At 46.0% G+C, this 12,842-nt stretch carries 11 protein-coding genes; 5 read left to right on the top strand and 6 right to left on the bottom strand.

Annotation, left to right across the window (positions count from 1 at the left end):
- Window positions 1–37 precede the first annotated feature (37 nt).
- Together BM210_RS22100 and BM210_RS22095 are read right to left on the bottom strand one after the other, a co-directional pair.
- Window positions 38–1,084: a FecCD family ABC transporter permease gene (locus BM210_RS22100; protein WP_091173526.1), complete on the bottom strand. Its 1,047-nt coding sequence runs from the start codon at window positions 1,082–1,084 to the stop codon at window positions 38–40.
- On the bottom strand, window positions 1,085–2,092 hold the full coding sequence (locus BM210_RS22095) for a FecCD family ABC transporter permease (RefSeq protein ID WP_091173611.1): 1,008 nt from the start codon (window positions 2,090–2,092) through the stop codon (window positions 1,085–1,087). It lies immediately after the preceding gene.
- A 233-nt stretch (window positions 2,093–2,325) separates the two neighbouring features.
- On the opposite strand from BM210_RS22095, the gene BM210_RS22090 reads away from it, so the two are divergent.
- Window positions 2,326–3,333, top strand: coding sequence for an ABC transporter substrate-binding protein (locus BM210_RS22090; protein WP_091173525.1), 1,008 nt, complete (start codon window positions 2,326–2,328; stop codon window positions 3,331–3,333).
- 91 nt (window positions 3,334–3,424) lie between these two features.
- On the opposite strand, the gene BM210_RS22085 is transcribed toward BM210_RS22090, so the two are convergent.
- The 4 genes from BM210_RS22085 to BM210_RS22070 all read right to left on the bottom strand — a co-directional run bounded on the left by BM210_RS22085 (window position 3,425) and on the right by BM210_RS22070 (window position 8,775).
- A complete protein-coding gene (locus tag BM210_RS22085; protein WP_371263520.1) occupies window positions 3,425–5,242 on the bottom strand; it encodes an ABC transporter ATP-binding protein in 1,818 nt (605 codons plus the stop codon).
- A gap of 67 nt (window positions 5,243–5,309) precedes the next feature.
- The gene (locus BM210_RS22080) at window positions 5,310–7,076 is read right to left on the bottom strand and encodes an ABC transporter ATP-binding protein (RefSeq protein WP_091173522.1); all 1,767 of its coding nucleotides are present in this window, start codon (window positions 7,074–7,076) and stop codon (window positions 5,310–5,312) included.
- Window positions 7,077–7,153: 77 nt separating this feature from the next.
- The gene (locus BM210_RS22075; RefSeq protein ID WP_091173521.1) at window positions 7,154–7,633 is read right to left on the bottom strand and encodes a MarR family winged helix-turn-helix transcriptional regulator; all 480 of its coding nucleotides are present in this window, start codon (window positions 7,631–7,633) and stop codon (window positions 7,154–7,156) included.
- Window positions 7,634–7,713: 80 nt separating this feature from the next.
- On the bottom strand, window positions 7,714–8,775 hold the full coding sequence (locus BM210_RS22070; RefSeq protein WP_091173518.1) for an FUSC family protein: 1,062 nt from the start codon (window positions 8,773–8,775) through the stop codon (window positions 7,714–7,716).
- Between the two features lie 241 nt (window positions 8,776–9,016).
- On the opposite strand from BM210_RS22070, the gene BM210_RS22065 reads away from it, so the two are divergent.
- The 4 genes from BM210_RS22065 to BM210_RS22050 all read left to right on the top strand — a co-directional run bounded on the left by BM210_RS22065 (window position 9,017) and on the right by BM210_RS22050 (window position 12,807).
- The gene (locus BM210_RS22065) at window positions 9,017–10,030 is read left to right on the top strand and encodes an ABC transporter substrate-binding protein (RefSeq protein WP_091173516.1); all 1,014 of its coding nucleotides are present in this window, start codon (window positions 9,017–9,019) and stop codon (window positions 10,028–10,030) included.
- Window positions 10,031–10,063: 33 nt separating this feature from the next.
- The gene (locus BM210_RS22060) at window positions 10,064–10,852 is read left to right on the top strand and encodes an ABC transporter ATP-binding protein (protein ID WP_371263519.1); all 789 of its coding nucleotides are present in this window, start codon (window positions 10,064–10,066) and stop codon (window positions 10,850–10,852) included.
- Window positions 10,842–11,693, top strand: coding sequence for an ABC transporter permease (locus BM210_RS22055; RefSeq protein ID WP_091173512.1), 852 nt, complete (start codon window positions 10,842–10,844; stop codon window positions 11,691–11,693). The genes BM210_RS22060 and BM210_RS22055 overlap by 11 nt, the downstream gene beginning before the upstream one ends.
- Before the next feature lie 157 nt (window positions 11,694–11,850).
- Window positions 11,851–12,807, top strand: coding sequence for an aromatic acid exporter family protein (locus BM210_RS22050; protein ID WP_091173509.1), 957 nt, complete (start codon window positions 11,851–11,853; stop codon window positions 12,805–12,807).
- The last annotated feature ends 35 nt before the right edge of the window (window positions 12,808–12,842 follow it).

Below are 12,842 nucleotides of genomic sequence, written 5' to 3'. Positions count from 1 at the left end.
TGGTTAAATAATTCAGGTGCTTCCAGCAATATGCTTACTAACGGTTACGTGTACGGTAGAGCAGGTAAACAAAAAATGGAGCGCCGATACAAGCCGTAAACACACCTGCGGGAATATCGAGCGGCGAAAATATCGTTCTGCCGATTAAATCAGCTACCAGTAATACGATGGCTCCCATCAGCGCGGAAACCGGCAGCAAAGCGCCAAAGCTTGGACCTACAAGCTTACGTGCAATATGCGGTGCCATCAGTCCAATGAATCCGATAGCCCCTCCGAAAGCAACAGCCGCGCCCGCGAGTGCGACGCTGAAGATCAATAGCAGGAATCTTTGGCGTTGAACGTGACTGCCCACACTGCGGGCTATGTCCTCACCGAACTCCTGAATATTAATATGTCGTGAGTACACGAACATCAGCGGCAGCAGAACAACAACCCATGGCAGCAGAGGTATCACAGACTTGGCCCATGACACGCCATACACACTGCCTGTCATGAACGTCATGGACTGATTGGCGAGAATAATGGGACCTGAAATCATCATCATATACGATAGAGCACTCATTGCCGCCGAGAAACCGATTCCGATCAGAACAAGTCGCAGTGGTGTGACGCCTTGCTTCCAGGATAATACATAAACGATTAGCGCGGATGTAAAGGCTCCAGCCACAGCAAAAACCGGGAGTAGATGAATGCTGATTTTATCAGAAAAGAAAAAAAAGAAAGAGACGGCCCCGAGTGTAGCTCCTCCAGTAATACCTATGGTATCAGGAGAGGCTAACGGGTTACGAATAACCCCTTGCAACAGTGCGCCAGCTACCGCCAGCGATGCGCCAACCAATACAGCTATAACAATACGTGGAAGCCGAAGAGAACGAACAATCATCATATTGGAGTCTTCACCCACCCCAAATATGGAGCGAATGACCTGTATGGGTGATATGTATACACTGCCGATACCTGTACTCAGAATAAAAATTACAATGACGGCAATGAGGAGTGCTATAGATACGAGTATCGCTTTTTTACTGACGAGATACGAATACGCTTTGCCGCGAACTGTTATATATTTGCTGGATGTAGTCATTTAGAAGCGCCCTCCTTTGCGAGCAATATAAACAAAGAAAGGAACACCGATCAAAGCTGTTGTCACACCAACATGTACTTCCTTTGGCATAGCAATGAAACGGGAACCGACATCGGCACTCACGAGCAGCAGCGCCCCGAGAACGGCACAATAAGGGATAAGCCACCGATGATCCCCGCCAACCAGAAAGCGAGCAATGTGTGGAATGATAATGCCGATGAATACAACCGGACCTGCGAGAGCAACCGAGCCTCCGGCAAGTACAACAATGACAATCGCTGCGGCTGATTTAATAAATATGGTACTTTGTCCAAGTCCCTTGGCAACATCGTCCCCCATCGCCAACACATTTATGTGAGGAGCGAGCAGTATAGCGCCGATTAATGCAGCGAGCATATAAAGGAAGACGGAATCAAACATCTCCATCGTACGTCCTGCAACCGAACCGACCAGCCACACCAGTACCTGATCAAATGCCTTGCCATTGGAGAGAAGTACGCCCTGTGTCAAGGATGCGAAGAAAGCTGTCATCGCGGATCCTGCTAATGTAATTTTGATAGGTGTCAAGCCATCGCGCCCAATTGAGCCCAATAGATATACACCACCGGCACTTACCGCCGCTCCGAAAAAAGCGATCCATGTATATTGTGTCAGATTGGTGACATTAAAAAACACCACTGCCAGCACTATAGCAAAAGCGGCTCCGGCATTGACGCCAAAAATGCTTGGGGACGCAAGTGGATTGCGAGTAATGGCCTGCATCAAAGCTCCCGCAACTGCCAGACTTCCGCCGACAAGTGCTGCGATTAAGGCTCGTGGCATACGGGTTGTCTGGATAATGATGTGTTCGTTTGACCCATTAAATGCTGAGTAAGCCTGAACAATCTGATCCCACGAGTAGGTATTAATGCCGAACATAAGGCTGCAAACAAAAGCAACTGCCAATAAGAGTAGGGCAGCTACCAAGCCTGCGGTTTTAAAGGAGGATGTTAATAGTTCTTTTCGCATCATTCAGTCATTTGCCTGCTTCCTGTCAAAGTTAAGCTGTTGGTTAAATATAAATTTATATTAGCTGTCTTACGTATATTGTAATGAGGCTAGTGTTCCTCTGTCAATGACTTTGAGAATCATTATCAAAAAAAGATTGACAAGCGGCGTGTTTTTCCCCTAAAATAAACCGAGACAAATGATAATTATTATCAATTCGATCATCTTTGCATGAAAAATAGGGGGTCCACTACATGTTTTCTAGAAATGATTCATTACGAATCAAATCGGCAGCTCTGCTTGCCATCGTTTTTGTATTATCCATCGTTTTATCTGCTTGCGGACAATCATCACAGCCAGCTGCTGGGACAAAGCAAGGAGCAGCTGCTACACCAGCACCTGCAACTACTGAAGGTCCACGTAAAATAAAGCATATTATGGGTGAGACAGAAGTACCTGCACAACCTAAGAAGGTTATCGTATTGACAAATGAGGGGACAGAAGCCTTGCTCGCTCTAGGTGTTAAGCCGATTGCCGCGGTGGATTCCTATTATGGAAACCCTTGGTATGATCATATAAAAGCGGATATGGAAGGTGTTAAGAACATCGGCGGCGAATCACAGCCGAATCTGGAGCTCATTGCTTCTCTGAAACCGGATTTAATCCTGGGCAACAAAATGCGCCACGAGAAAATTTACGAGCAGTTGAAAGCGATCGCGCCAACCGTTTACACAGAAACGCTTCGTGGTGAGTGGAAAAGCAACTTTCAAGTGTATGCTGACGCTTTGAATAAAAAGGCTGAAGGCGATAAAATCATCAGCGCATTCGATAAGCGTATCGATGATTTCAAGCAAAAAGCTGGCGACAAGCTGAAGGAAAAAGTAGCTGTAGTTCGCTTCATGGGTGGTAAAACAAGATATTATTACGGTGAAATGTTCACAGGTGTCATTTTCAAGCAAATGGGAATTCCACGGAACGATCCAAAAAGTGATGAAAAATCGTTTGAGGATATTACGAAGGAGCGCTTAACAGAGCTGAATACGGCGGATAAAGTGTTTTACTTCACCTATGATGTTGGAGATGGCAAAGGCAAGAAGCAGGAAGATGAGTGGATGAACGATCCGCTTTGGAAAAATCTTAATGTTGTGAAAAACAACAAGCTGGTCAAAGTTAACGATGCAACTTGGAATACATCAGGCGGCGTGAAAGCAGCGAACCTGATGCTGGACGATATGTACAAGATTTACGATGTTAAACCATAATTGGGCAGCAGCTATCACATGATGAAACCATGAGTTTACAAAAAAAGCCTTCAGCAACCGCAATGTTTAGCGGCCTGAAGGCTTTTTTTGGTTAACCAGCCCTATTAAACTGGCTCGTATACAAATCGTAGTAAAATCCTTTAACCTCTAGCAATTCCTGATGGGAGCCGCGCTCAATAATTTCCCCGCCATTCATAACCAGAATGAGATCGGCCTCGCGAATGGTGCTAAGTCGATGGGCGATGACGAAGCTGGTACGGCCTTTCATCAGCAAGTTCATAGCTTCCTGAATGATCATCTCGGTTCGTGTATCCACAGAGCTGGTCGCTTCATCCAGAATCAGAATTGCAGGATCAGCCAGGATGGCACGTGCAATCGTAATCAGCTGGCGCTGTCCTTGGCTGAGGTTACTGCCCTCAGCGCTCAGCAGGGTATCATAGCCTTGAGGCAGCTTGCGGATGAAGCTGTCCGCATTAGCCATCTGAGCAGCTTTCTCGATTTCGGCTTCTGTTGCGTCAAGCCTACCGTATCGGATATTTTCACGTATCGTATCCGAGAACAAGTAGGCATCCTGCAGCACGATACCGAGCTGGCTGCGCAAGCTGTCCTTTTCCAGATTACGCAGGTTCTCACCATCTATAGTGATCATCCCGTTATCAATATCATAAAATCGCGTGAGTAGATTAACGATAGTGGTTTTGCCTGCCCCTGTAGGTCCGACAAGGGCAATCGTCTGCCCCGGCAATGCAGTTAACGAAATGTGTTTGAGAATCGGAACTTCCTTTTTGTAGCTGAAGGACACATCCTTGAAAATAACCTCGCCTTTGACTGTATGCACTGACTTCTCTTTATGGTCCGTTCTTTCATATTCAGTTGGAGTATCCATAACCTCGAACACTCTTTCCGCACCGGCCAAGGCCGATTGGATCATATTAAATTGGTTCGCAAGCTCATTGATCGGCCTTCCTAACTGTTTTGAATAATTTAGGAAGCTGACAATAACACCGATCGTAACCAGCCCGTTAAATGCCATCCAGCCGCCTACGGTTGCAACTAACGCATAGCTGATATTGTTAATGACGTTCATTACAGGGCCGATAAATCCGGATAGAATCTGCGCTTTGCTACCTACATCCCGCAGCTTGGAGTTGATGGCATGAAATTGCTCGGTTGCTTTGGCTTCCCGATTGAAGGTTTTGACAACCTTTTGTCCGGAAACCGTTTCTTCAATAAACCCGTTCAGTTCACCGAGGCTTTTTTGTTGACTGGAAAAATGCTTGCGTGTCCGTTTGGCAATTTGACTCGTAAGCAGCATCGCCATCGGTATGACCACGAGACTTACAAGCGTCAGCCATACGTTCAGACTGAGCATTAAAACAATTGCCCCGATCACCGTCAAAAAGCTCGAGAGCAGCTGTGTCACTGTCTGATTTAAAGTATTACTCACGTTCTCGATATCGTTGGTTGTGCGGCTCATGAGTTCGCCATGTGTTTTGCTGTCGAAATAAGGGAGTGGTAGCTGTTGCAGGTGGGCAAACAAATCGTTGCGCAGTTCCCAAACTGTACGCTGCGATACTCCGGTCATGACGTATAATTGTACCCACGACATGGCTGAGCTCAGTACGTACACACCAAGCAATGAGAGACACAGCCAGAGCAAGCCGCTATAATTCTTGGGTATGATATATTGGTCGATTGCAATACCGATAAGATAAGGTCCAGCCAGCGTCAGGCATGTACTGCACAGTGTAAGCAGAACGATGGCAATAAGACCAAGCCGCTGACGCCGCAAATAATTCCAAAGCCGCAGCAGCGTTCCCTTCGTATTCTTAGCCCGCGCCTTCTGCATCATCATGCCGCGTCCGGGACCGCCGCCCATCGGGCCACCACCCATACCCATAGGTGGCATACCGCCTGGAGGTCCACCCGCAGGTCCTCTGGGGGATTCTTCGTGTCCACGCTGGCGATTATTATCATTAGCCACTGACAACCGCCTCCTTTCCCAGCTGGGATCTGTAAATCTCCTGATAAACAGGGCTCGATTCCATCAGCTCCTTGTGCGTGCCTTGAGCGACGACTCTACCGTCATCCAGCACAACAATTGTATCAGCCTCCAGCACGGAGGAAATCCGTTGTGCAATAATGATTCGTGTGCTGCGTTTGGTTTGATTTTTCAATGCTTTTTGAATCCGTGATTCGGTCCCAAGGTCAACCGCACTGGTGCTGTCGTCGAGAATAAGAATGGCAGGCTGGACAAGAATGGCCCTTGAGATGGAAACCCGCTGTTTTTGCCCGCCGGACAAGTTAACACCCCGCTGACCAATGATCGTTTGGTAACCGTCAGGAAGACTGGTTATATAATCATGAATCTGCGCCGCCTTGGCCGCTTCTTCAATTTCTTCCTGCGAAGCATCGGGTTTACCGAAAGCAATATTTTCGCTGATCGTCCCTGTGAAAAGGATAGCTTCCTGCAAAACAACTCCGATTTCACTACGCAAATGGGTCAGATCCATATCACGGACATCAATACCATCAATACGTACAGTTCCTTCCGTAGCATCATAAAGCCTTGGGATTAGATTCACTAAGGAGCTTTTACCAGAGCCCGTTGCGCCCAGAATAGCGACAGTTTGACCAGGTTCAAATACGAGATTAATGTCGGTCAGCGCATTTTCCTGTCGTGTAGGGCCATTCAGTTGCTTATCGTCTGTGTAAGTGTTGTAAGCGAACGATACGTGATCAAACACAACCTTACCTGCGCGGATCACATTGGTTTGTGCTTGTTCGTTATTCTGAATTTCTGGTTCGGTTTCCATGACTTCATGAATTCGTTCAGCAGAAGCTTTGGCACGGGAAACGTTCATCAGCACCATACTGACCATCATTAGCGAGAAAAGAACCTGTGTAACATAATTGATGAAAGCAACCAGATCACCCACCTGAATCGTACCCTGCCACGTTTGCAAGCCTCCGAACCAAATAACTGCTGCGATGCTTGCATTCATGATGAGCATCATGATGGGCATGATCAGCATGACAATCCGCGTTGCCTTAATCGAGATGTCCATCAGAGCATCATTGGAATTGCGGAAGCGCTTTATTTCATAGTTGGCACGAACGAAAGCCTTAACTACACGAATTCCAGTTAAATTTTCCTGTAGAACTGTATTTACGGTGTCGAGCTTTTTTTGAACCTTACTGAATAATGGAAAACCTTTGCGAATAATGATGACTAGGACCACAACGAGCAGTGGAATGACAACCGCCAAAATGATTGCGAGACGAGGACTGATTAATATCGCCATCAGAATACTGCCAACGGCAAGCAGCGGAGCACGAACGAGCATTCTCAGCGTCATCAACACGACACCCTGCACTTGAACCACATCGTTCGTTAATCGGGTGACAAGTGATCCTGCCTTGAAGGTATCCAGTACACCAAAGGAAAAGGATTGAACCTTGGTAAATAAATCTTTTCGCACATCCGCTCCAAAGTTTTGTGAAGCTGTGCTGGAAAAGAACGTACACCCGATACCGCCGATCAGTCCGATCAGTGCGACACCCAGCATGAGTGCACCTGTTTTTTGGATATGAGCTAAGTCTCCTGTCAGGATACCTTGGTCAACGATGCTTGCCATGTACTTGGGCTGCAATAGATCCATATAAACCTCAAGCAGCATGAACAAGGGAGCCAGCAGGGTTGCTTTCCAATAAGGCTTTAAATAAGGTAACAGTTTAAGCATGTGTCAACTCCTCGTAATCATAGTAAACTTTCTTCATGTAGTTGCAGCAACTGTACTTAATAATGCTGCGATCCCATTTAGGAATCGCTTGATGGGATGGAGGGTTTTTCAGGACAATGGGCAGAAGAATCGTTAGTGAGGTTCTCATGAACCTGCAGCATCAATCTGCGAAGCAGCACCTTATCTTCCTCGGAAAAATTACCAAAGCATTGAGCATCCATAGCGCGGAATGTTTCTTTAACCTCTGTTTGGGCCAGCCTTCCTTTTTCTGTGAGATATACCCTTGAAACCCTTTGATCCTTATCATCCTGCCGACGTTCAACAAGGCCGGTCTTTACCATACGGTTAAGCATGACCGTGATCGTGGCGGGCTGGATATGCAGCTGCTCAGCCAGCTCTTTCTGACTTTGACCGTCCTTGCGTTTCAAGGCGAATAGCAGCGGAGGCTGTCCAGGGTAAACTTCTTGATCCTGCAGAAGCTGATGCATCTTGTGCCAATGCGTTCGCATTACCTTGGAAAACACGTAATGCAGCGAATCGGATGTATAAATATCCATGGGTCACCCCTTTTGATTAGTCGGCTAACTATATTTATGCCACGATTTCGTGGCGGCGTCAATAGGTGAAAAGAAGTTCTTTACTTTTTCATCCAAAAAAACAGGGCGCCGAGTGGTTCTTTCTCATCTTGTCCGCGATTGTACTGCTCGATCAGCTTATCCAGACGGGCGATTTGTATGCAGTAGTCGTACATTCCAGCAGCTACAATAAATAAACGTAAAACTTCGGTGTTCCCTTGTGTATAGCTTGCAATCATGGTTTCCATAAACTTGTCGTTATCCTCTTCCATTCTTGCGGCTTCAGATATTTCCGGTTTTAACATATTTTCGAACTTGAGCAGGACATGCTCGTGGTATTTGATCAGTTTCTCCAAATGGTGGTCAAAATAGAGATTGGTTTCGGCTCTCCGTGTAGATCTAAAATAGTGCTGCTCAACAGAATCCAGCGTTTCCAGACCCTTTTGCAGCGTAGACAGCATTTGCTTGAAGACGACCAAATGCTGTGAAGTGCTGTATTTGGCGCGCTTTAGTTTTTTGAGCTCTTCCTCGAACAAATTATACTTGGCTGAGAGCGATTTGAATGAGTCCTCCAATGCCTTCAGCTCATCCCGAAATACTTTTTCTCTGATTTCATCAGAAACCGCTGTCCGCAGCAGCAGTGACATTTTGGCAAATACGGTATGAATTTGTTTCACGATTTGTTCCTTGGGATTGGGCGGGAAAAAGAGGATATTGATTAAAAAGGCCGAACCAATTCCGATCAAACTCAGTAAAAAACGGTTAAGGGCAAAGTCCCACTGGCCGGAAGCCTCCATGACCGCGATCACGGTGACCAGCGTAAGGCCGATCGTTTCCTCCATTTTGAGCTTCAAGCAAATCATAATAACGAGAATGCAGACGAGTCCAATTGCAATCGGTTCCTTGGATAAAAAAGTACCTGCAAGCATAGCTAATGCCGCACCAAGCGTGTTGGTCTGAATTTGATCCAGAAAATAGCGCCATGAACGATAAATGGATGGCTGCATCGCAAAAATTGCGGCTACAGCGGCAATAACCGGAAGTGAAAATTGAAGCCAAATACTGATGTAGAGGGACAACGTCACTGCAATCCCTGTTTTTAATACTCTTGCGCCAAATGACATGGTGAGCCCCTCCTTAGAGTTTTCGTAGAAAACTTACTTCGTAAGCATCCACTTTGTTTTCGTAGAAAACTTACTATGTAAGAATAATCTTTGTTTTCAACCTCTATATATATTTTCTTATCATACACAGGTTGGCCCGTGATTTGCAAAAGAACAGACTTATAAGTTCTTATTAACCTTTTTATAGGCAGCAGCATACTCTATAGCATTAAAAGAAGCACAAATATGGAGGGACTGGCCTATGAACAAGAAATGCTTGGGCATTATACTTGCCGTGACGCTGATACTATCACTGACTCTAACGGCATGCGGACCAAAAACAGCGGAAGAAAAAACGAAGGTAAGGATCGGTGAAGTGACACGTTCCATCTTTTATGCTCCGCAATATGTGGCAATCGCAAAGGGTTTTTTCGCTGAACAGGGACTGGATGTGGAACTTACCACAACTCCTGGAGGAGACAAAACGATGACTGCCCTGCTTTCCGGTGGTATTGATGTGGCGTTGGTCGGCTCAGAAACCTCGATTTATGTGCAGCAGCAGGGAAGTAGTGACCCGGTTATTAACTTCGATCAGCTCACACAAACAGACGGTACTTTTTTGGTTACACGCAAGCCTCTGCAAGGTAAGTTTGATTGGAGTCAGTTGAAGGGCAGTGTTTTTCTTGGTCAACGTGTTGGAGGCATGCCGCAAATGGCGGGCGAATTCACTTTGAAGAAGTTTGGCATTAATCCTAAACAAGATTTGAAGCTGATCCAAAATATCGATTTTGCCAATATTCCATCGGCGTTTGTTTCAGGTACAGGAGACTATGTACAGTTATTTGAGCCGCAGGCGTCAATGCTGGAAAAGGAAGGAAAAGGCTATGTAATTGCCTCCTTTGGCGTTGAAAGTGGTAAGCTCCCGTATACTGCATTTATGACTAAGCAAAGCTACATCAACAAAAACAAGGAAACCATTCAGCGGTTTACGAATGCCGTACAAAAAGCGCAGAATTGGGTGCAGTCTGCGAGTATCGAAGATATTTCCAAAACCATCAGCACCTATTTTCCAGATACTCAAAGTGAAATTATCCAGAGTGTGGTTAAACGTTACAAGGATCAAGGCTCTTTTGCAACGGATGGGCTGATTGACGAACAAGAATGGAATAACCTGCAGGATGTTATGCAAGCGGCAGGAGAATTGAAGCAGCGTGTAGATTATAAGACCTTGGTCAATAATCAATTCGCGGAGCAAGCCAAAAAATCGGTAAAGTGAGCTATACAAGAACTTTGGGAGGGGTGGCATATGCTGCTGGATTCAGTAGTACTTAAAGAAGTTTCTCATGTTTATGTGAACAATCGTGGCGCCTTTCTTGCTGTGGAGCATATGAACCTCAATGTTAAGCAGGGGGAGTTTGTCAGCTTAATTGGACCTAGCGGATGCGGCAAAACAACGTTGCTTTCACTCATCAGTGGGCTTTTGACACCCACAGTAGGAACGGTTTCAGTCGCAGGCGAGCCTGTAAGCCAGCCTACCTCCAAAGTTGGCTATATGCTGCAGCAGGATTACTTGTTTCCTTGGCTTACCATCTACGAAAATGCTTCCATTGGTCTTGAATTAATGGGACGAACAACAGCTGCGGATAAGGAGATCGTGAATCAGCTGCTGAGTGACATGGGTTTGTCCCATGCCCTCGGCAGTTATCCGCATCAGCTGTCCGGCGGCATGCGTCAGCGTGTGGCGCTGGTACGCACCTTGGCGACAGAACCCGATACATTATTGCTCGATGAGCCGTTCTCGGCGCTCGATTACCAGACCAAGCTGCAGCTGGAAGATTTGGTTGCGAGTACACTCAGTGCTTTGAACAAAACGGTCATTCTCGTTACTCATGATATTACAGAGGCGATAGCTATGAGTGATCGCATTATTGTACTGCAGGCAAATCCGGGACGAATTAGGACTGAGATCGAGGTACCCAAGGCGATTCGCGAAGCGCTTCCTTTAACGGCTCGTGAAAAACCCGGTTTTCATGAGCTATTCCATGAGTTGTGGAAGCATCTTGAGGAGAAGGAGGTGTATCCTGTAGATGAAGGATGAAGCAGCCAAGCAGATCGGTGCGATTGCTCAAGCAGGCCACACAGCTCAATTAGCCGAGAAGGAGCATGGGCGATTCCGCAAAAATGCAAGGAGGATTACTTGGATTGTCCGATTATCACAATTATTAATACTGGTCGTATTTATGATTTGGTGGGAGCTGGCAGGCAGACTGCAATGGATTGATCCGTTATTGTTCAGCTATCCGAGCCGGATTGCGGCGCTTCTATATAGTAAGGCAATAGATGGTTCTTTACTCATACATTTGGAAGTGACCATCTGGGAAACCATTGTTGGATTTGTACTGGGGACCTTGTTTGGCACAGCAGCTGCAGCCTTAATCTGGTGGTCGCCTTTTTTATCCCGTGTACTTGATCCCTATATTGTCGTGCTTAATAGCTTGCCGAAGGTAGCCTTAGGACCGCTGTTTATTGTTGCCTTCGGTGCAGGACAGTTCGCAATTATTGCAACCACACTTTCTCTGACCGTGATTATTACGCTGCTTGTTGTGTCAAATAGCTTTAAAGAGGTAGATCCCAACTACTCTAAGGTTATCCGGATTTTCGGGGGAACACGCGGTCATATTTTTCAAAAGGTGATTCTGCCTGCTTCCTACCCAACTATTCTTTCAACATTAAAAGTGAACGTCGGACTTTCCTGGGTCGGTGTGATTGTTGGAGAGTTTCTCGTTTCCAAAGAGGGACTAGGTTATTTAATCATATATGGCTTTCAGGTTTTTAATTTTACGCTGGTCATTGGCAGCGTCATTCTGATAGCTATAGCGGCTGCTGTTATGTATCAGGGTGTAGCCTTTCTCGAACGAAAGCTGATGGGGAAAAGGTAGAATCAAAAGTGAATATTAGGCAGCTTTTAGTCGGATATTGTGATGGAGGTTGTATCCTCGACAAATAAAAGATAAGATATTTCATAATCTTATCTTTTATTTGTGTTGGCTATGAACAAAACAGTCATTTTACTTCTATACACAACCGGAGGATTCAATGGGAATTCGAATTATTAAGACGGCTGCAGCCGTCATAGCTGCCATTTATTTAGCTCATTTGTTAGGCCTGCATACTCCCAATGCAGCAGGCTTATTGGCGATCCTCGGTGTTGATGTGACCAAAAAAAGAGGTCTGCAAACCTCTTTCCAAAGGCTGATAGCATCATGCATCGGTCTCTTTGTCGCGATTTTGTTGTTCTGGCTGTTGGGCTTTGAGATTTGGGTTATCGGTCTGTTTATTCTCCTCTTATATCCAATCCTTTCTCGCTACCAATTGAAGGAAGGCATAGTCACCAGCTCTGTCGTAATGTTTCATATCTTTAACGAACAACGGTATAGTCTCGATCTGATTGCAAATGAGATCTCTTTGCTGCTGGTAGGTCTGGGCGCCGCTACATTGATCAATATTGTTTATATGCCCAAAGCAGATAAACAATTATCGGACATGCGGATTAGATTGGAAATCTGTTTTTCTCATATTTTCTCGGAAATTGCCAATCATTTGCGGGATAATGGGCACGTATGGAGTGGTAGTGAGCTATTGGAAGCTCATCAACTTGTACAGGAAGCACTTGTGACGGCCAGACGCTCTCAAGAGAATACGTTATTGCAAGAAGACGCTTTATGGATGGTTTATTTCTATATGCGCAAACAGCACTTGGATTCAATTGATCGGATGCTGGAGTATGTGGCTCAGGTTTACCAGACGCTGCCTCACGGCGAGCTGTTGGCGTCCGTATTCGACGAACTGAGCGAAGATGTCAAAGTAGAGTATTACACGGGCAGGTCAGAAGGGAAGCTTCGTTTACTGCAGGATGAATTCCGTCAAATGCCGCTGCCGGTCACCCGCGTTGAATTTGAGGTGCGAGCCGCTCTGCTGCAGCTGGCTGTGGAATTGGATGCTTTCCTGGCAGTGGCGAAGCGGGAAAAAAAACAAAAAGCAGCTGCTCATTGAGCAGCCGCTGGATCATGCAAAGTTAAATCCCGTAA

The sequence above is a fragment of the Paenibacillus sp. 1_12 genome (assembly GCF_900114475.1).
Taxonomy (GTDB): domain Bacteria; phylum Bacillota; class Bacilli; order Paenibacillales; family NBRC-103111; genus Paenibacillus_S.
This window is presented reverse-complemented; position numbering and strand designations above follow the sequence as displayed.